At 70.9% G+C, this 20,619-nt stretch carries 15 protein-coding genes; 4 read left to right on the plus strand and 11 right to left on the minus strand.

All coding sequences use genetic code 11. The features are described from left to right. From FBZ33_RS11830 to FBZ33_RS11845, 4 genes are all read right to left on the minus strand, one after another. Window positions 1–2,391, minus strand: a complete 2,391-nt coding sequence (locus FBZ33_RS11830; protein WP_141909067.1) for a nitrate- and nitrite sensing domain-containing protein — start codon at window positions 2,389–2,391, stop codon at window positions 1–3. A gap of 253 nt (window positions 2,392–2,644) precedes the next feature. Beyond that, window positions 2,645–3,127, minus strand: a complete 483-nt coding sequence (locus FBZ33_RS11835; protein WP_185755276.1) for a helix-turn-helix transcriptional regulator — start codon at window positions 3,125–3,127, stop codon at window positions 2,645–2,647. A 249-nt stretch (window positions 3,128–3,376) separates the two neighbouring features. Beyond that, window positions 3,377–4,669 (minus strand): cytochrome P450, encoded by a 1,293-nt coding sequence (locus FBZ33_RS11840; protein ID WP_141909069.1) that lies wholly within the window; start codon window positions 4,667–4,669, stop codon window positions 3,377–3,379. A gap of 496 nt (window positions 4,670–5,165) precedes the next feature. Then, a complete protein-coding gene (locus FBZ33_RS11845; protein ID WP_185755277.1) occupies window positions 5,166–7,520 on the minus strand; it encodes an AbfB domain-containing protein in 2,355 nt (784 codons plus the stop codon). 254 nt (window positions 7,521–7,774) lie between these two features. On the opposite strand from FBZ33_RS11845, the gene FBZ33_RS11850 reads away from it, so the two are divergent. The 3 genes from FBZ33_RS11850 (at window position 7,775) to pdxY (ending at window position 10,722) form a co-directional block, all read left to right on the plus strand. Next, entirely contained in the window at window positions 7,775–8,791 is a 1,017-nt protein-coding gene (locus FBZ33_RS11850) for a LacI family DNA-binding transcriptional regulator (RefSeq protein WP_099852615.1), read from the plus strand. A gap of 146 nt (window positions 8,792–8,937) precedes the next feature. Continuing rightward, entirely contained in the window at window positions 8,938–9,732 is a 795-nt protein-coding gene (locus FBZ33_RS11855) for a trypsin-like serine protease (RefSeq protein WP_141909070.1), read from the plus strand. Window positions 9,733–9,870: 138 nt separating this feature from the next. Next, a complete protein-coding gene (gene pdxY, locus FBZ33_RS11860) occupies window positions 9,871–10,722 on the plus strand; it encodes a pyridoxal kinase PdxY (protein WP_088947800.1) in 852 nt (283 codons plus the stop codon). 81 nt (window positions 10,723–10,803) lie between these two features. On the opposite strand, the gene FBZ33_RS11865 is transcribed toward pdxY, so the two are convergent. Then, the gene (locus tag FBZ33_RS11865; RefSeq protein ID WP_141909071.1) at window positions 10,804–11,136 is read right to left on the minus strand and encodes a putative quinol monooxygenase; all 333 of its coding nucleotides are present in this window, start codon (window positions 11,134–11,136) and stop codon (window positions 10,804–10,806) included. A gap of 155 nt (window positions 11,137–11,291) precedes the next feature. Here FBZ33_RS11865 and FBZ33_RS11870 point away from each other — a divergent pair, with 155 nt between their 5' ends. Next, window positions 11,292–11,696 carry a DUF3224 domain-containing protein gene (locus FBZ33_RS11870; RefSeq protein WP_141909072.1) on the plus strand — a complete coding sequence of 135 codons (405 nt, stop codon included), beginning with the start codon at window positions 11,292–11,294 and terminating at the stop codon, window positions 11,694–11,696. A 26-nt stretch (window positions 11,697–11,722) separates the two neighbouring features. On the opposite strand, the gene FBZ33_RS11875 is transcribed toward FBZ33_RS11870, so the two are convergent. The 6 genes from FBZ33_RS11875 to FBZ33_RS11900 form a co-directional block, all read right to left on the minus strand. Further along, the gene (locus tag FBZ33_RS11875; RefSeq protein ID WP_141909073.1) at window positions 11,723–15,004 is read right to left on the minus strand and encodes an ATP-binding protein; all 3,282 of its coding nucleotides are present in this window, start codon (window positions 15,002–15,004) and stop codon (window positions 11,723–11,725) included. Further along, window positions 15,001–15,690 carry a hypothetical protein gene (locus FBZ33_RS11880; protein ID WP_141909074.1) on the minus strand — a complete coding sequence of 230 codons (690 nt, stop codon included), beginning with the start codon at window positions 15,688–15,690 and terminating at the stop codon, window positions 15,001–15,003. Before FBZ33_RS11880 ends, FBZ33_RS11875 begins: the two co-directional genes overlap by 4 nt. Further along, on the minus strand, window positions 15,687–16,790 hold the full coding sequence (locus FBZ33_RS11885; RefSeq protein WP_141909075.1) for an endonuclease domain-containing protein: 1,104 nt from the start codon (window positions 16,788–16,790) through the stop codon (window positions 15,687–15,689). The genes FBZ33_RS11880 and FBZ33_RS11885 overlap by 4 nt, the downstream gene beginning before the upstream one ends. 75 nt (window positions 16,791–16,865) lie before the next feature. Then, window positions 16,866–18,284 carry a WGR domain-containing protein gene (locus tag FBZ33_RS11890; protein WP_141909076.1) on the minus strand — a complete coding sequence of 473 codons (1,419 nt, stop codon included), beginning with the start codon at window positions 18,282–18,284 and terminating at the stop codon, window positions 16,866–16,868. A gap of 62 nt (window positions 18,285–18,346) precedes the next feature. Continuing rightward, window positions 18,347–19,306 carry an acetamidase/formamidase family protein gene (locus FBZ33_RS11895; RefSeq protein WP_141909077.1) on the minus strand — a complete coding sequence of 320 codons (960 nt, stop codon included), beginning with the start codon at window positions 19,304–19,306 and terminating at the stop codon, window positions 18,347–18,349. A gap of 80 nt (window positions 19,307–19,386) precedes the next feature. Continuing rightward, on the minus strand, window positions 19,387–20,412 hold the full coding sequence (locus FBZ33_RS11900) for a polysaccharide deacetylase family protein (RefSeq protein WP_088947805.1): 1,026 nt from the start codon (window positions 20,410–20,412) through the stop codon (window positions 19,387–19,389). Window positions 20,413–20,619: the final 207 nt, after the last annotated feature.

The following is a 20,619-nucleotide window of genomic DNA, read 5'->3' on the forward strand; positions in this document are numbered from 1 at the left end:
TCATTTGTTGCCGAGGTTGATCGGGGTGCGCCGGCGGTTCGCCACACCCCGCGCGTACGCGGCCATCGCCGTCGCCACCTGGGCCGGATCGCGGTACTCGGACCGTTGCTGCTGCTGGGGGACGGTCACGCCGCCGGGGACGAGTTGCCGTTGCGGTTGCCGTTTGGGCAGGCCGGAGTTGGTGGTGGTGGCGACCTCGGGGGTGTGCGCCTGGGCAGCCGTGCGCCAGGCGTCGTCGGCTGGACCGGACCATTCCTGGCCGTCGTGGCCCTCGGCGACGTCGCTCTGGAACCAGTGGTTGACCTGTTCGAAGATGAGGAGCTCCTCGGTGGGCGCGTCACCCCGGTCCGGGGGCGGGGGAGCCGGTCGGAACACCGGCGCAGCCGGGAGGGTCCGCTCGGCCGGGGGTCGCCCGGCGGTGGGCTCGGGCCGCGGCTGGTAGGGCGGCGGGGGACTGGCCGTGCGGGCCGCCCTCCGCGAGAGCCGTCCGGGTGCGAGCAGGTATTCCTCCGGTGGCAGAGACCGGATGATCGTCGCGGGCAGCGTCGCCTCGGCGAGGATGCCGCGTCGGGGGCCGCGTCGCAGTTGGACGGTGGCGCCCAGCCGGGCCGCAAGCTGACCCACGACGACCAACCCCATCGCCCGTACGGCGGCCACGTCGATCGCCGGTGGGCGGGCCAGCAGCTCGTTGAGCTGCTGCATCCGTTGCGGGGACAACCCCACACCCTCGTCACTGATCTGGATGATGACGCGGTCACCGAGGCTCCGGCCGCTCACCCAGGTCTCGCTGGCCGGCGGCGAGTACGTCGTCGCGTTGTCCATGAGTTCGGCGATCAGGTGCACGACCTCGTCGACGGTCTTGGCCGCCACGGCGACGTCGCCGTCGATCATGCCGAGCCGGATCCGCGCGTAGTGCTCGATCTGGGACAGCGCCGCCTGGAGCACCTGTTGCAGGGGGACGTCGCGTTGTCGTACGCGACCGACGCCGACGCCGCCGAGCACCAGCAGGCTGGCGTTGATGCGGCCCATCCGGGTCGCCAGGTTGTCCAGCGTGTACAGCTGGTGGAGCCGGTCGGGGTCGGTCTCGTCCCGTTCGACGAGGTCCACCTGGGCCAGGACGGCGTCGACGAGCCGCTGTTCGCGGCGGCTCAGGTGGATGAAGATGTCGGCGGTGTTGGCGCGCATGACGGCCTGCTCGGCGGCGGTCCGCACGGCGGCCTGGTGGACCGCGCTGAACGCCTGGCCCAGCTCGCCGATCTCGTCACCGGTGGACGGTTCGAGGGCGGCGCTGGACTGCTGGCGGGCCAGTTTGTCCGGGTCGACGGCGGCGCTGCCCGGCTGCTGGAGCTGGGCCACCACGGCGGGGAGCTGTTCGAACGCCACCGCGTTCGCGGCGTCCCGCAGGCGACGCAGCCGCCGGGTGATCTGCCGGGCGACGGCCCAGGTCACAAGCGCGGTGAGGACGAGCGCCAGGAGGACGCCGACCGCCTCGGCAACGGCCCGGCGGCGCTGGTCGGTGTGCGCGGCCCGGACGTCGTCGCGGACCGCGGCGTCGACCCGCCCTCGCAGCTCGGCCAGACGGGCGGCACGCGTCTGGGTGGTGGACACCCAGCCGCCGGTCTCCAGTTGCAACCGCGACCCCGGTTGGGCCCGGGACACCTCGTCCTGCATCCGTTGCAGGGCGAGCGCCTCCTTGCCGGTGCCGGCCTGCTCCCACCAGAGGCTCCACTCGGCCGGGGCCAGGGCCAGGAACGACAGGCTCGACTCGGTGTAGCTGGTGCGGGCGGCGGTGATGTCCTGTTGCATGGCCGGGGTCAGCTCGCCGCCCGCGACTGCCCGCAGCACGGCGACCTGCTGCTGACCGATCGCCTCGGCCGTCTTCGACAGTGCCGCCGACGCCCGGATCCCGTCGGCGAGCCGGGCGTCCACCACGCCGTGCGAGACGGTCTCCCGAAAGTTGATCAGATCGGCGATGGCGATGCGGTAGCTGAAGGTCATCGCCGACACCGAGGCGTGCGTCGCCGTGCGTACCTGGGTGCGCAGCGGGGCGAGGCTGCCCAGGGCCGCGTCGATGCGGCGCAGGAGAGCCCGGTTGGCCTCGGCGTCGGCGGACAGCCGGTCTCGCTGCCTCCGGTAGCGCGTGACAGCGTCGTCGGTGGTGGCCATCTCCGCACCGAAGGCGTCCTGCTGCTCCGGCCCGCCGTAGGTGAGCAGGTCGGCGGCAGCGATGCGTTCGCGTTGCAGGCGGTAGGCGAGGTCACCGGCCTCGGCGCCGACCTGGGCCAGGACCCGCAGGTCGCTGGCCCGGGCTGTCTGGCGTGCGCTCTCGGTCAGCGCGAGACCGGCGAAGCCGATCACGGCGACGAGCGGTGCCGCGACGATGAGGCGCATCCGGCCGGCGATCTTCCAACCGCGTCGCCGGGTCGGGTAGGGTCTGGCCGCGTGGGACCGGGTGCTCGACGCCAAGATTGACTCCCACGACTCGTCGATGACGGTCTATCCGCACGTTGCCGAATGCAAGTCCCATTCGGCCGGAAGCCGCGCTCGTAGACCAGACCTGGCCGTGGTACAAACTGGCCGTACCAGCATCTGTACCCAACGTCAGCGGCCGGTGACGCCCTGAGACCGAGTCGGGATCGTGGGGTCAGCGCTGGTCGTTGCGGGGGTCGGCCGGCGGCTGCGGCCGCTGTGCGTCGTCCGGACCGGACGGGCCGTTGAGCACCTGCCCGATCAGCTCACGCAGCTCGTCGATCGCGTCCACCACGGCGCCGGGGTCGCGCGCGTCGCGTCGATCACGCTGACGTGGCACCGGCCGGTCCGGCCGGACGGGTGGGGAGGCGCGGGGGCCCCGGCGGCCGTCGGCCGCCGCCTGTTCGGCGGCCACCTGCGGCCACAGCGCCGCGAGTCGGCCGTCGGTGCCGAGCACGTCGTCGCAGCGCAGCGCGAACTCGTGACTGCCGAACCGTCGACCGGACTCGACCGCCGCGACCGTCTCCCGGCTGAAGCGCACCAGATCCGCCAGCGCCCGCTGGGTCAGACCCCGTCGGACGCGGCAGTTGCGCAGTTCCCATCGGAACCGTTCGCTGGCCGCAGGGGGAGCGGGGCTCGACGGGGACGTGTGCTCCATGCGCTCACCTTCGTGGCTTCGGGAATCAGCAGCGGAAGCCGGATCGAGATTGGCTGATGAGCTGAACATTCACAGGGGACAATTCTTAACCCAGGACGCGATGGGTGTGAAGACGTTCACCGACCTGGATCGTCGGGCAAAGTGGAAAAGGGCGCGTGTCAGGCCCTCGCCGGTGCCGGGCAGGGCCGGGCAGGCCACCCTTCCCGCACTCGTCCGCGCGCGGGCAGGCTCGTTGGCCCTCCGGCACTCTCAGGCGGCCTGCGCTTCGGCGGTCGCCTCACCTCGCGCCGCCGGAACGTCGGCCGGTGCCATGGTCTCGATTACCGCGAGCAGCGTGTGGTGAGCGCGAAACGCGACATTGGCCTTGTACGAGCGCTGTTGCCCAGTCGCCAGGCGGAGGCCGGGAATGGCTTCGGTGAGTCGGGTGATGGCGATTTCAGCCTCCAGTCGCGCCAATCCCGCGCCTATGCAGAAATGCGGGCCGTGGCCGAACGACAGGTGATTGCCCACGTCCACCCGATGTGGATGAAACTGGTCCGGGTGGGCGAAGACCGCGGGGTCGCGGTTCGCCGCCCCGATCAGCAGCAGGCAGCGCGCCCCGGCGGGGATGGTCACCGATCCGAGTGTGACGTCCCGGTTGGTCACCCGCAGCCAGCCGTCGATGGCGGGCGCGAAGCGCAGGGTCTCGCCCACGAACGCGGAGACGGCCGCCTGGTCGGTGGTGAGCTCCGACCAGTGCCGCGGACTGGACAGCGCCTGGTCGAGGGCGTGGGCGAGCAACCCGGCGGTGGTCTCGTGGCCGGCGACGAGGAGGTTGAAGGCCAGGCTCGCCACCTCGGGCACGGTCAGCACCGCGTCGTCGTCGTCCCGGTACGCTAGGGCGCGGCTGATGAAGTCGTCGCCCTGGTGTCCACTGTCCACCCGTTGGCGGACAAGCTCCTCGCAGTAGTGCCAGAACTCCAGCAGATCCTGCGCCAGGCGCACCTGCTCCGCAGGCTCCGGTTGCCCCCAGATGAGCGCGATCTGGCCGTCCGCCCAGCTCCGGATCCGCCCGATGCCGCCGTCGGGCACCCCGAGGATGTCCAGGACCACCAGCAGGGGGAGCTCGGTGGCGAATTCCGGGATCAGGTCGACCTGATCGCCCCGGCGGGCGGCGAGCCGGGACACCAACTGGTCGACCCGGCGCCGGATGATCGGGCCGTACTCGACCTCGACCCGCTCGGGGGTGCTGGCGAAGGCCGCCCGTAGGGCCCGACGGGTGCGGGGGTGCACCGGCGGGTCGGCAGCGGCCGTCGTGGGGGGCGCGTCGATCTGCATGATCACGCTCATCGCCTCCGGGCACACCTCGTAGACCGGGGCGAGCGTGACGGCGTTGCCGAACGTCGCGACATCGGCGAGTGCGCGCCGGACGTCCGCGTGTCTGCTGATCAACCACAACCCCAGATCCTCGGCGTAGTGCACACCGTAGGGATCGTCGAGAATGCGCCGCCACATGCTTGCCGGATCGGTGAGATAGACCCCGGCGAACGGATTCAACCGCATGGAAAGCCTCCTGATGCGCGCGGCGCGAAACCGGCAGCGCCTCCATTTTTGAGGTCGGTCAGTTTGGGCCGATAATGGCGCGCATCTGCCTCTGGCTCTTTACGGTGCGCTGAGTAGCCGCACAAGTCAAGATTGGTCACCGTCTATTTAGGCCGCGACACAATGCGTGCTGCAACGGACGGCTGAAACCGGCTGGATGCAACTTGCGCCTGGGTCCTTGCCGTCGGTCGACCCCATTTCGCGACGAGATGCCCGTTGCGCGCGACAACGGGACCATCAGGAAGGGATGAGGCGGACGACCACCCATGATGGACGGCGGAATCACGGTGCCGCTCTCCCTCATGACCGGAGAAACGATCTCCGGAGCGGCAGGTGACGCAGGGCTCGGGCCACCTGCCCGGCCGAGGGGGCGGCGACGCCCGCACGCGTCGCGGGGCTCCGGCCCAGGCCGGAACCCCCGCGATGTTCTGGCGTGACGACCCGCCGGGGTCAGCGGTCAGGGCGCCCAGGGGCTGGCGATGTTCCAGGTGCTGTCGGCGGTCCACAACGTCGGCGTGTTGTACGCGTCGCCGCCGGTGCCGTTGCTGAGCCAGACCTCCGAGTTGTAGTGCCGCAGGTACCTGCCCCGGAAGTTGTACGACTCCAGCGACACACCCGAGCCGGTCAGCCCGACCCGTGCGCACCAGGTGGCGTCGGCACGCAGGAGCGCCGAGCCGTCGTCCGGCGAGTTGCGGACCCGGGAGTTCTGGTGGCGCAGGTACTGCCCGGGAAAGTTGACCGACTCGAACGAGTAGCAGCCGGCATCGGCCAGGCCGGCCCGGATGGTGTACGTAGCGTCGGCCTTGAGCACGCTGGGGCTCGCGGCGGCGACCACCTCGGTGTAGGCCAGGCTGTCCTGGTGGCGCAGGTAGCGGTTGGTGAAGCCGGGCGTCGTCACCTGCAACGACCGCCGGGTGTTGACCGGCAGGGCCACCGGCGCCGAGCTGCCGATGATCTTCGAGGCGTTGATCAGGGCGGTGTTGGCCGCGCGGACCCGCGCCTGATCCATCTTGATCACCTGCCGGTCATAGGTCAGGAAGCCGTTCAGCTCGCCCTCCAGGTCGGTGATCTCGGTGTAGACCGAGGCGCTGAGCCCCTTGCCTACCATCAGGTTCTGGCTGCCCTGCACCAGACCCACGTACCGATCGGTGAGGGCGCTCGAACTGGTCTGCCACTCGTAGGCGAAGAAGCCGCCGCTCGGGCTGTACTCGTGGCCCGGCGTGTGCAGGCCCAGCCCACCGAACTCACCGAGTACGGCGATCCGGCTGCTCGACGGTGCGGGTGAGTCGGGCCCGAGATAGACGTGCCAGTCATCGATGTCGCCGTTGCCGGGATTGCCGAGGGACTGGCAGCAGTTGTGGCCGCTGTGCGGGTTGACCAGACGTGTCGGGTCCTGGTTCTTGATGTTCTGCGCGACCCGCCGGGTGTCGGCGAGGGACCGCTCACCCCACCCCTCGTTGTAGGGCGTGTACGCGACCACTGCGGGCGAGCTGCGGTGCTCGTCGACGATCTCGCGTGCCTCGGCCTCGAACTGCGCCTGCTGGGCGTCGGTCGGGTTGATGTCCTGCGCGGTCAGAGACGGGATGTCCTGCCAGACCAGCAGGCCGAGCCGGTCCGCGTGGTAGAACCAGCGCTGTGGCTCGACCTTGATGTGCTTGCGCACCATGTTGAAGCCCAGGTCCTTGTGCTTCTGCAGGTCGAAGGCGAGCGCGGCGTCGGTCGGCGCGGTGTAGAGGCCGTCCGGCCAGAAGCCCTGGTCGAGGGTGCCGACCTGGAACACGAACTGGCCGTTGAGCTTGGGGCGCAGCACCCCGTTCACCAGACCCGTGGTGATCTCCCGCATGCCGAAGTAGTGCACTGTCCGGTCCACAGTGGATGCTGAGCCGTTGCGGAGGGTGACGCGGAGGTTGTAGAGGAACGGGTCGTCGGGCGACCATCGGCGTGCGTTCGGCACCGGCACGCTGAACTCGGTGAAGCCACCGGTGGCCGAACCGACCACGGTGCTCCCGTTCAGCGCCTCGGCGAGCACGCTGTGGCCGCTCACGTCGCCCCGGGTGAAGACCCGCACCCGCAACGTGTTGGTGCTCAGGTTCGGGTAGACGTCCACGCTGCTGATGGAGGCGGTGGGCACCGGCTCCATCCACACCGTCTGCCAGATGCCGGAGCTGGGGGTGTAGAAGATCCCGCCGGGTGTCTTGGTCTGCTTGCCGATGGCGGGCAGGCTGCCGTTCTGTCGGGTGTCGGTGGGGTCCCAGACCTTGACGACGATCTCGTTCGCCCCGGTGGTGAGCTGGGGGGTCACGTCGAAGGTGAAGGCGTCGTAGCCGCCGGTGTGCGCACCGACCCGTACGCCGTTGACCCAGACGGTGCTCTGCCAGTCGACGGCGCCGAAGTGCAGCAGGGTCCGCCGTCCCGACCAGTTGGCCGGGACGGTGACGGTGCGTCGGTAGAACAGGTAGTTGCGGTTGTCGTTGGCGGCCCGCTGGATGCCGGAGAGCGCACTTTCCACCGGGAACGGCACGTTGACCCGCTCGGGCAGGGCGGTGCCGAACTGCGGGGCGTCGTCGGTGGCCGACTGGCGTAGCTGCCACTCGCCGTTGAGGTTGAGCCAGTCCGGTCGCGTCATCTGGGGGCGCGGGTACTCGGGCAGGGGTGTGCCGGCCAGCGCCTGGCTGGTCCAGGGGGTGGTCAGTGGCGGCGTCTTGGCCGGTGCGGCGTACGCCGGTGGGGTTGGCGCGGCGAGAACGCCGGCGATCAGGGCGAGGATGAGCAGCAGCGGCAGGGCGGGGCGGATGGGGACCTGACGTGTCATGCCGTCTCCGAGGGGCGAGTCGCCGCGGGCGGTGCAGCCAGGCCCGAAGCGCGTGGGTGGTGGGCATCGGGTGGTCACTGACGGGGGACGGGCGTCATCGACGGATGCCGGTGGGATCTCCACGCGTCGGCGGGACTGGGATATTGACATCCATCATCGCCTGTATAACGTTATAGAGCCGCGCCGGGCCTCCCGTCAATCCTTGTCCGTCGATGCGTGCCGGCTCGGCGGTCCCCTTGGCGAAGGGTCAGTGGATGGGCGTCAACCTCAAGGACATCGCCCAACGCGCGGGCGTGTCGCTGGCCACGGTCTCGAACGTGGTCAACGGATACCGGCCGGTGGGGGAGCGGACCCGGCTGCGTGTGCAGCAGGCGATCGACGAACTCGGTTACAGCCCCAACCTGGGCGCGCGACATCTGCGTCGGGGGCGTACCGGGCTGATCGCCCTGGCCATCCCGGAACTGAACAACCCCTACTTCGCCGAGCTCGCCGAGATCGCCATCGCCGAGGCCGCCGGGCTCGGCTACACCCTGGTCATGGAGAACACCGCCGCGGACCGGGGAGCGGAACTCGCGCTCCTCGACGGGTCCCGGCGGCACATCATCGACGGCCTGATCCTCAGTCCGGTGCGGATCGGCCGGGAGGAGGTGCTGGCCCGGACCGCGGGCACTCCGCTCGTGCTGATCGGTGAGGGCGTCTACGACGTGCCGCACGATCACATCGCCATCGACAACGTTGCCGCCGGCCACGCCGCGATCCAGCACCTCGTGGCGATCGGCCGCCGCCGGATAGCGTTCATCGGCGCCACGCACGGTGGCGACCGGCAGTCCGCCCACCTGCGGGTACGCGGCTATCGCGAGGCCCTGGCCGCCGCCGGCCTGCCGTACCGCTCGCGACTGGTCGCCCGCACCGACGCGTTCGGCCGGCTCGACGGCAAGCGGGCGATGCGTGACCTGCTCGCGCTCGGTGACCCACCGGACGCGGTGTTCGGCTACAACGACCTGGTCGCCGCCGGCGCGCTGCGGGCGCTGGCCGAGGCCGGTCTCCGGGTGCCGGAGGACGTCGCGGTGATCGGGATCGACGACATCGAGGAAGGTCGGTTCAGCACCCCGACGCTCACCACGATCGCGCCGGACAAGCGGGAGATCGGCCGTCTCGCGGTGCGCCGCCTCGTCGCCCGGATCGAGGGAGCGCAGGTCGCGGCACCGCTGACCGTGCAGACGCCGTTTCGGCTCATCCGCCGGGAGAGCACGGGTACGCCCGGCGGCTGACTGCCGGTGCGCACCGGGCGAGACCCATAGCCCCGGTGGTAGGACCCAGAGAGGATGGCGCAAGAAATCCATGTGTCTCAATATGATGACCGCTATCTCGAACGGGGTGCGCTCACGAGGCGTGCCATCCTGATGCGGAGGAATGCATGGTTCGCTGGCGTACCCTCACTGGCCTGCTGGCCACCACGTTGGCCGCGGTGACCGCGGCCAGCCTCACTCTCACCGCGCCGGCCGCAGCGGCCGACAACCCCATGACGCCGAACGTCGTCGGCGGCACCCGCGCCGCTCAGGGCGAGTTCCCGTTCATGGTGCGACTCTCGATGGGGTGCGGCGGGGCGTTGTACAGCCCCCGGCTGGTGCTCACCGCGGCGCACTGCGTGGGCTCGACCGGCACCAACACCAGCATCACCGCGACGCTCGGGACGGTCGACCTCCAGTCGTCCAGCCGCATCACCGTCCGGTCGAACTACGTCTACCGGGCTCCCGGCTACAACGGCTCCGGCCGGGACTGGGCGCTGATCCGGTTGGCCAGCCCCGTCACCGGGCTGAGCACCCTGAAGATCGCCAGCACGACCGCCTACGACAGCGGCACCTTCACCGTGGCCGGTTGGGGCGCCGCGCGCGAGGGCGGCGGCCAGCAGCGGTACCTGCTCAAGGCGAACGTGCCGTTCGTGAGCGACTCCACCTGCAACGCCAACTACGGTGGCGATCTCATCCCCGCCCAGGAGATCTGCGCCGGCTACGCCAGCGGCGGCACGGACACCTGCCAGGGTGACTCGGGTGGCCCGATGTTCCGCCGCGACGCCTCGAACGCCTGGATCCAGGTCGGCATCGTGAGCTGGGGCAACGGCTGCGCCCGGCCCAACTACCCGGGTGTCTACACCCAGGTGAGCTACTTCGCCTCGTCGATCGCCTCGGCTGCGGCGAGCCTCGGCGGCTGACCGGAGGAACCATCGGGCGGCCCGGACGACGATGTCCGGGCCGTCCGCTCGTCACTGAGGGGTACGCGACGAGTGGGCCACCCGACAGATTCGGCGGGCCGCGCGTGCGGCGCCCGCCCGGGCGGCCATGATGAGCCGGTGAAGATCCTGTCCATCCAGTCGTCGGTCGCCTACGGTCACGTCGGCAACTCGGCAGCGGTGTTTCCCCTGCAGCGGCTCGGCCACGAGGTGTGGCCGGTCCTGACGGTGCACTTCTCCAACCACACCGGGTACGGTGCGTGGCGGGGGCCGATGCTGGCGGCCGCCGACGTGGCCGAGGTGATCGAGGGCATCGCGGACCGTGGAGCCCTCGGCGGCGCCGACGCGGTGCTGTCCGGCTACCAGGGCGACCCGGCCATGGGCGCGGTGATCCTGGACGCGGTGGCGAAGGTCAAGGCGGCCAACCCGGCCGCGTTGTACTGCTGTGACCCGGTGATGGGCGACGCCGGTCGCGGCATGTTCGTCCGCCCTGGCATTCCCGAGTACCTGCGGGACACCGTCGTGCCGCGTGCGGACATCATCACGCCCAACCACTTCGAGCTCGACTTCCTCGCCGGCCGTACGACGACTTCGCTCGCCGAGGTGCTCGACGCGGTCGACGTCGTACGCGCGACCGGGCCTCGGCACGTCCTGGTGACCAGCGTGCTCCACGGCGACCTGCCCCCGGACTCGCTGGAGGTGGTGGCAGTCTCGGACGAGGGCGCCTGGGCGGTGACCACGCCGCTGCTGCCGATCAACCCGAACGGCGGGGGCGACGTCACGGCGGCGCTGTATCTCGCGCACCTGTGGACCACCGGCTCACCCGCGATCGCGCTGGAGCGCACCATCGCCTCCGTCTACGCCGTGCTCGAAGCGACACTCGCGGCGGGCACCCGGGAGATCCAACTGATCGCCGCACAGGATGTGATCGCCGACCCGCCGGCCCGGTTCACCGCCCGCCGGTTGCGCTGACGACGGGTCGACACCGACCGCCGACGCGTCGAGGAACGCCTCGACGCGGTCGGCGCGGGCGGTGCCCCGTGCCTGCGGCGGTCAGCGGCTCTCGGGGACGGCCATCTCGCCGAGCAGCGACCAGGTCTCCTGCGGCACTGTGGCGTTCACGATGCGCGGCGTCTCGGCCAGGTGCGGAGGCAGGGTCTCCTGCGCCGCGCGGAAGTGGGCGGACTGCACGTGGGCCGCGCCGGCCTGGTCGTCGCGGAACGCCTCGACCAGCACGTACTCGGTCGGGTCGTCCACGCTGCGGGACCAGTCGAACCACAGACAGCCCGGCTCGGCCCGGGTCGCCTCGGTGAAGTCGGCGGCGATCTGCGGCCACCCGTCGGCGTGCTCGGCCAGGACCCGGAACTTGGCGGTAATGAAGATCATGGCGTCAGGTTACCCAGCCGGACGGGTCACCCGTCGAAGTCAGCGGGACAGCCGGCCGGACCCGTGCACCTCTGCCCGAGCCACAGTCATGATCAGGTTTGGAAGCGCTCGAAATCCCGACGGAAATGTCAGCCGAGCGGACTACCGTGCGGGACATGCGAGCAATCGGAACGTTCGAGGTGGCTGAGTTCACCGCGGTCCCCGTGCCGAGCCCCGAGGTCAAGACTGGCCTGCCGGTCGGTTTCGCCACCATGCGCAAGACGTTCACCGGAGAGATCGACGGCCGATCCGAAACACTCTTCACGGCCGCCTTCGATCCCACGACCGGCACCGGCACGTACGTCGCCATGGAGTCGTTCGAGGGCAGTGTCGCCGGCAACGCGGGCACCTTCAACTTCGTGCACTCCGCCACCACCACGGGGCAGGACCGGCAGGCCGAGTTCCTGACGATCGTCCCCACGAGCGGCACCGGCGGCCTGACCGGCATCCGTGGAACGGGAGGCCTGACAGTCGACGGAGACGGCACCCACAGCATCTGGTTCGACTACGACCTGTCCTGACGCCCGCCTTGTCGACGGTCGGTGGGTCAACCGTCGACGCCGGCCGGGCGGGCACGGGCGATGACCTCCTCGGGGCTCAACGGCGCCTTCGGATGGTGCGTCAAGCACAGCGGGGTACGGACCTTGACGAACGAGAACCCCTCCCCGGCGGCGTAGAACTCACCGCTGTTGAGCAGGCCGATGTCCGGAAGTCGCCCGCCCTTGGCCTCGGCGAGCTGCCGGGCCGCGTCGATCTGCGCGGGTGCGTTGAGCAGCCCGAAGAACTGCGTCGTCGCGTTGCCGGAGATCTGGTTGTGAAGACCCTTGGGCGCCTGGGTGGCGAAGACCAGCCCGAGCCCGTATTTGCGCGCCTGCGAGGCGAGCGCGATTGAGCTGGCGGTGCAGGACGTGGTGCCGGTCGAGGGCGCTAGCGTCTGCGCCTCATCCATCACGAACAGCCCGCCCAGGGGTCGATCACCGGCCGGGTGCCGCTTGATCCAGGCGAAGAGCGCCATCTGCAACTGGTTGACGAAGCTCTGCCGCTCCTGGTCGGAGGTGAGTCCGACAAAGCTGATCACCGACACCCGGGCCCGCCGCCCCGGCGACGGCGTCAGCAGCAGCCCCGGGTCGGCCGGTGCACCGACCCCACCGAAGAGCGGATCGGTGACCATAGCCGCCTTGAGGGCCTCGGCCAGTTCCTCGGCGAGCTTCCCGGCACGGGCCAGTCGACTGACCCCCTCGGGCAGGTCGGTGAGGAACTCGGTGAAGCCGGGCAGGCCCACCATCCCGCTTCGCGCGTACGCCTGGAGGGCCTCGGTGAGGACGGCCTTGCCCTGCTGGGCGAGCCTGCTCGACCGGTCGACGCCGGCGCGCGGCGCGAGCGCCTCCACGGCCGAGCGGACGGCTTGATCGAACTCGTCGGGCCAGTCGCGCAGTGAGGTGAAGTCGGGCAGCGGCTGGAAGCTCAGCGGCCGGCCGGCGGTGACCCGGGGCGTCCATACCACCACCTCGGTGTGTGCGAGGTAGTCGGTGGCGCGTTCGGCGTCGCCGGGCCCCCAGCCGCTCGGCGGTTCGGGCCACGCGTCGCCCAGCCGGGCGAGATCGTTGTTGGGGTCGAGCACGATCGCGGAGACACCCTCCCGGGCGCACTCCTCGACCAGGCGGCGGATGAGCACCGTCTTGCCCGAACCGGACCCGGCGAACACGACGGCGTGCCGGCGCAACGATTCCAGAGGCACCGTGAACGGGCGGCCGCCGTCGACGGTTCGCCCCAGCAGGATGGCCCGATCGCCCGCGCCGACCACAGTGTCGACCGGGTCCGCGGGTACGGGCACGCCGGCCGCATTGGCCGACGGACCACCGGCCACGTCTGCGACCGGCACGCTCGTGGCGCTGGGATCGGCGCTGCCAGGCGCGCTCGTCGCGCCGGGATCGGCGCCGCCCGTCGCCTGGCCCGTGGGGTCGGACGGGGTGCTGTCGCGCGTCCGGTCGGGCCCGGGCAGGACCGCCCGGAACAGCTCGGTGCCGCTGGCCGGACGACGGGCCACCAGCCACTCCTGCAAGGCCGTGGACGGCTCGGTCGCCAATACCCGGAGCGCCGCGAAGACCCGCAGATCCGCCTCGGACACTCCACGCCGGAGGCCGCCGGCCGCGTCGAAGCCAGTCAACACCTCGGTCGTACGCTTCCCACTCGGCCACGGACCGTTGCGCAGCAGGATCAGCCGCCGCTGTGGGAGGTCCCGGTCCAGTCCGGCCAGTGTGCACGCGGCCTTGACGCGGGCGGTGACGGCGATGGCGTTGAGATGCGTGATGGCCCGGAAGCACCAGTGCGCCTCGTTCTCGGTGGCCTCGTCGAGCACCTCGATCAGCCGTCCGTGCAGCGCGGGCTTGCGACCGGGCGGCGGATCGTACTTGTAGGTGGCACCGGTGGGCGCCTGCTCGGCGATCCAGGCGGCCAGGCCGGCGGCGAGCAACGATGGCATGTGCTCGTCCTCGCCTGCCGGGTCGACGGCGGCTGACACGTCCGCGGCCTGGAGCAGCTCGGTGAACCGTGCGTCCAACTCGCGCAGGCGGCGGTCGTCCGTCGGGTCGCCAGACCCGCCGCGGACGGTGGTGCCCTCCGTCGGCATCGAGTCCGCGCCGTCGATGAGCCGGTCGAGCTCGACCACCTCGTCGCGGTCGCGGCACCAGGCGACATGGCGGTCCACCCTGCGCAGCAGGGCGCGTGGCGTCAGGGTGGGTGCGTCGGCGAAGGCGGCAGGGGCAATCGGCCAGGTGGGGTGCGGCGCCACGAAGTGTGGACCCGCGAACGCGGCGGTGAGGCGCTTTGCCACGATCGCCTGTCCGATCTCCGGGGTGGGGATCCGGTCCGGCAGGGTCGCCACCCGGAACCGGTCGCCGACCGGGGTGGGCACGGTGCGTGTCATGAGCACCCAGGTGTCCGGGAGGCACGAGACGACGACCAGCGTGCGGCGGGTGATGTCGCGGAGCTTGAGCAGGCCGTCGGCGATCGGGCCGAGCACCCTGGCCTGGCCGTCCTCCAACCCGTTGTGGTGGTTCAGCAGCGAGGTGCTGGTCTGGGCGAACAGCGTGTCGAGCTGATCCACGGCGATGACCGTGGGGTCCAGGGTCAGGGCCATCAGTCGGGAGATGTCCTGCACGATCTGCTGCGGCGTGCGGACCGCGGTGCTCAACCCCCATGCCGCCCGCGCGTCCGGGTCGCCTGGTTCGGAGATCAGGTGGGCGTAACCCACGTCCTGTGCCTCGAAGTCGATGGCACCGTGCAGGACGAGGGCCCGAGCGGTGTCCTGGGTGTCCCGCCCGACTTCCCGATCGCGGGCGCGCAGTGCCCGGATGAAGGCGTCGAGCTGCGCACGGGTCACCGGTCGGGCACCGGCGACCGCGTCGCGGATCTCCACCGGCAGGCCGAGCTGCGGGGTGAGTCGACGCAGAAAGGTCTTCAGCTGGGTGCCCCAGCCGACGTGGGTGCGGCCCATGCCCTCCACCAGGGCCAGGGCCACGCTCTCCCAGAACGTCTTGCCACTGACCATGTCGACCAGGAAGAAGTAGCCCCCGTCGCGCTGGATCTGTCCGCGGACCGCCCCCAGCAGGTGCGTCTTTCCGGCGCCAGCGCGACCCTGCATGGCGACACCGAGCGGCATGCTCGTGTCGTCGGTACGGGCCCGCGCCACCCCGCGCAGGATCTCCGCGACCACCGTCTCGTGCAGCTCCGGCACGTTGTGCGGGCTGGGTCGCCAGACGTCATCGGGGGTGACCGCGGGGTTGAGACTCACTGCTTCCAGCGCGACCCGCTGGTCGTCGGGGATCATGCCGGGCCGATCGCCAGGGCGTGGTTGTCCTCGTTCCCGATGCGAACGGCTGCAGCACGATCCCGTGGGGTCAGTGACTTGGTGTTCGCCACCGGGATGATACGGACATCCTCCCGACCGACCATCGCCCGCAACGCCGCGTCCAGGGTGGGCCGGTCGGTGTGGGCAAGCTGGTCCCGGACGTCGGCGAGACCGACCCAGGCGCCCGGCGCGGGGGCAAGCTCCCGGTACGCCGTACGAACCAGCGCCTCCACGTCCGCCGCGGCTGCGGGTGCCGGCGCCGGTGTTTCGTGCCGAGGTTCGCTGGCCGGCGAGGCCGTGGCGTCGGTCTGCTTGAAGAAGTCGCCGTGGCTGACCCGGAGCCGGTCCAGCGAACGGTGCAGGTTGGACAGGACGACGAACAGTGACCGGGTGGTCGAGCCGCCCTGCTTCGGCGGGGCAGCGGTGTGTAGCTGACGTGCCACACGCCAGCCCTCGTCGGTCAGCTCGTGGGCGAAGGTCCGGCGAGACTTGTCGGTGTCGACCAGGCCCAGATCGACGAGCTTCTTGTTGTCCTTGCCGGTCAGCGTGAAACCGGCCAACTCGCGCAGCTCGACGTTGGTGAGTTGGCGCGCCTCGGCCATCAGCACCACGAGGGCGTTGATCTGGTTCGGCGTCAGGTGCGGGACGTCCGCCGGGCTCGTCATGTCTTCTCATCTCCGTGGGAGTGCGTGCCGCCCGCGCGTCGCCGGGCCAGCAGCCGACGGATCCCGTCGACTACCGCCGGCGCGTCGGAGAGCACCTGCTCGTTGGTGAAGCGGAGAACATCCAGCCCGAGTAGTTGAAGCTGCACGTCTCTCCGGCGATCGTTGGCGAAAGCGATTCGCCCACGATGCTCCGGGCCGTCCACCTCGACCGCAAGACCCTCCACGGGCCAAAAAAGATCCAGTCGGTACGCCACACCCAGTACGTGCCACTCGTATGTCTGGTTCCAACGCCGGCCCCGTGCCCAGTCGTGCGGTGCCAGCGCGCGTTCCAACGCCTGCTCGGCCGCGCTGTCACCACGTGGCACGCCAGCGATCGGCGGCCAGACCAACACCGTCGACTCCGGCTCGGCGGCCGTGGCCGGCATCCGGTTGATCGTGCTGGTCAGCCCGGCGAATCGCGCCGGCACCATCAGCGGCACCGACTGGACGCGGTCGACGTGGCGCAGCGGCCCGCCGGCCAGCCACACCGTGAAGTCAGCATGCCGCACGAGCCACTCGGCGGCGGCCACGAGTGTCCGCTCCGCACCCGCGCCCAGGTCGGGCAGAGCGATGACGAGAACGCAGCCCTCCCGGTCGTACGCCTCGGCAATCACCCGGGCGAGCCCGGCGGCGCGTACGCCCGGGGCGAAGCGGGACCGGCCGACGGGCCGGCCCGGACCGCGCAGCCCACGCTCGGCGAGGTCCGCGAGGAACGGGCCGAAGTGCCGGGAACGGGCAGCGGTCCGGGCCGCGAGGGCGCGCACCGCCGCCACGCCGAGCGTGCCCTCGGTCTCGAAGTGGTCGGCGCCCGCCAACCAGCTGGGGAACATAGCGAGCGCCGCGGTGTCCAGTTGGTCGAGGAGAGCGTCCACGAGGTCGCCGAGGGGACCCACGACCGTGGGCCGGTAGTGCACCACCGCGGGCGCCGCTGGTGGCAACGGGTCGAGTGCCACCCGCAGCAGCTCCGGGTCGACGGCCGGCAGGTGACTCACCCGCCGCCTCGGCGGGGCGGCCCACCACGCCGTGCCGGCATCGTCGTCAGCCCGGACGGGGAGCGCCATGTCGGCACCCTACGACAGGGGGATACGGTGGCCCGTCAGCGCCTGCCCGGCCACCGGAGACGCTGCGGTCGCCGCTCAGCGCAGGCGGCGGATGTCGCCGAACGCCCGGTAGAACCCGCCCCGGCCGGCCTCGCGGACCTCGGTCACCAGGTAGCGGGCGCCCGGCTCGCGGATCCCCTTGGGAAACTGCACCGACCAGTCGCGCCGGTAACCGTCGGAGAGCACCTGGACCCGCAACCGCCCCCGATCGTCCAGGCACTGCACCACCACGCCCGCGCCCGCGTCGCTGGTCACCTCGACGACCGTCGGTTGCACGGGCCGTGGTGCCTCACGGGGGGCCTTGACGTCGCGCACCTCGGGCACGTCCCCGGCCTGCGCCGCGCGGATCGCCGGCTCGCTCGCGTCGATGCAGGCCAGGTGGCCGCCGGTGGTGACGACGTAGAGCCGGTCGTCGTGGTATTGCATGGAGTAGGCCGAGCCGCAGCCGGTGCCGAGCTTCCACAGCCGCGTGCCGGCCGCGTCGAAGCAGTAGATCGAGGACTGGCTGTCACCGGCGAAGACGTACTGGCCGCCCTCCGCGGTGGCGCACGAGAACACCGGGGCGTCGCACCGGTAGGTGCGATCCAGTCGCCCTGCCTTGGACAGTCGCACCACCTCGCGGGTGCCGGTGCCGGCGAACACGCTGCCGTGCTCCTGCCAGCCGAAGAGCACCGAACCGGTCCTGGTGTGCCACAGCTCGCCGCCGGTCCGCCACTCGTAGCCGGTCACCCCCTGCGAATGGCCGTGGTAGATGGCGTCGCTGTCGCACCGCACCATCCACGCCGAGCGGCCCCGCCCGGGCCGACGCCACAGGAACTCGTCCTCGTGGTCGACCGCCGTGATCCCGCCGTCGGCATCCGACACGCCCAGGACCCCGTCGTGGATGTCCAGCCAGTAGATGTCGATCTCCGGGGCGATCGCGTACGCCACCCGGGGCATCTTGCCGGAGAGGTCGTAGACGTTGCCGTCATCGCAGCCGGCGTAGATCCACGCGTCGTCGGCGACGATGCACTTGACCCCGTCGGGGAGGCGGACCTGGCTGCGCACCTGGGCGTCGTGGTCGAGCGTGGTGATCACGCCGTGCTCGTTGCCGACCATGCAGTGCTGCCCGTCGACGAAGATGCCGAAGGCGGGAGCGCCCGAGTCGTAGCGCCAGAGCACCGGAGCGGTGTGGGCGGTGGAGCGGGTGCTGACGATCTGCCGCCGGGAGACGGTGCGCTTCTGTCGGACGCCGGGAACCGCCGGCGCGTAACCCTTGCGGACCTTCTCCCCGATCTTCTTCGCGGCGGCGGCGCGGGCCCGGGCGTTGTCCGGGTAGGCGCTGGCCTTGATCTGCCCCTGGTCGCCGATCCGGCCGTAGCGCACGGTCAGCGTGGCGTTGTCGACGATGACCTCGTAGAACTTGTGCGCACCGTCCACTTCGGATAGTTCGAGGTAGGTCGTCTCCTGGGACATGGGGGCCTCCGAGGGGTCAGCGACCGGCCCGACGTGGCCGGCGCGGCGACAGTGCGCACACGCTAACGGCGGCCCCCGACAGAATCGGCGCCCGGCCAGCCCAGCGCGTCGTCGCGGAGGACCGCGTGCGCGCCGACGGTCTGATTGACGATCTGCGTCACCCGCACGTCGACCGCGATGCTGGCCAGCGCCACCGCGTCCGCGCGGCTGAGGCCGTGCAACCGCTGCATCAGGGTCAGCATCGAGTCCAGAGCCATGAACGAGGCATCGTCGAGGGACGCGCCGACGCCCAGGGTCAGCCACGCGTCCGCGGTGCGGGCCACCGGGCCGGTGACCGGGAAGTCGTCGCGGACGTCGAAGGTCAACGTCACCTCGTCCATCGGGCACTCGATCGCGGTGCCGCCGACCTCGCCGTCGCCCTGTGCGGCGTGGCCGTCCCCGACCGAGAACAGCGCGTCGTCCACCGGGATCGGCAGCAGGAGGGTGCTTCCCGCGGTGAGGTCCCGGCAGTCCAGGTTGCCGCCCCACGGGCGCGGCGGGATCGTCGAATGACGCCCCGGCTCGGCGGGTGGCATGCCGAGCACCCCCATGAAGGGCCGCAGCGCGATCGTGTGGCCATGCTGGTTGCGACCGGTCATCGTCGCCGGGTCCAGAGTCCAGGCATGCACCACCGGTTGTTCCTGCACGCCGTAGCGCTGGTTGAACCCGCTCGGCCAGCCACCGGCCACTGTGGTGCCCCAGGTGGCGGGGACGACCGCGTCGATGCGTACCGCGAGGGTCTGGCCGGCGCGCGCACCGCGGACCGCGACCGGCCCGACCAACGCGTGACCGTGGTCGGGTTGATGCTGCGCGACCCGGGGCCGGTCCCGGTTCGCTCCGCCGGGATACGGACCGGCCGACCACCAGCAGTCCAGGGTGCGGTACGTGACGGTGTCACCGGGGTCGATGGTGAGCACGGGCGGGAAGTCGGGGGAGAAGTGGCCGTGCAGGCTGTCGTCGGAGGGCGTGAGGGTGTGTCGCATCAGTGCAGGTTAGTGGCCCCGGATCCGCGCGACGGGGTGTGCGGCGGGCATCCGGGCGCCCGCCGCACACCGGCTCGGTGTCAGCCCGCCGTGCAGGAGCGGATCTGCGGACGAGCGCCGCTGTTGCCGTTGGTCATCGTGGTGAAGCCGAAGGTGTTGCCGCTGCCGTTGGACCGCATGGTCATCACGGTGCCGCTGCTGTCCCAGGTGGCGGTGCCGTTCCAGATGGTGGAGACCCGCTGCGGTGCGGTGATGGCCACTACCACGGTCCAGGTGCTGGCGCCGCTGACCGTCACCGAGGTGTTGTAGCGGTCGCCCCAGACGTTGGTGGTCGACGCCGTCGCCGTGCAGGTGCCGCCGGTGGGTGGCGGGGTGCCACCGTCGGGCGGCGGGGTCGTGCCGTCGGGCGCGACCGCCCGGCCGGTGGACGGCGAGATCATGCCGGGGCACAGGTTGCGGCTGGTCAGGTTGGCCATGATCTGCGGTATGGCGTCGCGGGTGTTCTGGATCCCGTCGTGCATGAGGATGACCTGACCGGCCTGGAGGCGGCTCGCGTTGGCCACGATCTGGCTGACGCTCGCGCCGTTCCAGTCCTGCGAGTCCACGTCCCAGATCACCTGTCGCATGCCGAGCGATGAAGCGACGGACTGGAGGGTGGAGTTGGTCTCCCCGTACGGCGGCCGGAACAGCTGTGGCCGGATGCCGGTGGCGGACTGGATCGCCGAACTGGTCTGGGACAGGTCGGACTGCATCTGAGCCTGGCTCATCGAGGTCATGTGGGCGTGGTTCCAGCTGTGGTTGCCGACCCACATTCCGGCGGCCACCTGTGCCTGTGCCGCCGAGCGGTTGTTCTGGACGTTCTGCCCGACGTTGAACATGGTGGCCCGTGCGCCGTTGCTGCGCAGCACGTTCAGCAGCGCGCTGGTGCTGCCGGTCGGACCGTCGTCGAAGGTGAGACCGACGTAGCCGTTGCAGGTGGCGGCGCTCGACGGGGTCGAGGTGGCCGCGAGGACCACGCCGCACATCGCGACGGCGGTGGCGAGGACGGCGAGCGCGGCGCGCAACCGCCTCGACCACAGCGCCGTGCGGGGGAAGAGCTTGCTCATCTGGTGCCCTTCTCGCGGGAGGCATAACCGGGACATCACGAAGCCGTTGCATCGACCGTGATGGATCGGAGTATTGCAGCGGGATTTCCGGCACGTCAACAAGTTCCGGAAGCGGTCCGAAACGAGCTAGATCGGCGGTGCGCTGGTCCTGGCAGTCGGCCAATCGACGTCCGCTGAGTTGATCCTCGCGGCATCGCTCGCATGATC

Source organism: Micromonospora sp. A202 (assembly GCF_006715105.1).
Classification (GTDB): Bacteria; Actinomycetota; Actinomycetes; order Mycobacteriales; family Micromonosporaceae; genus Micromonospora; species Micromonospora zamorensis.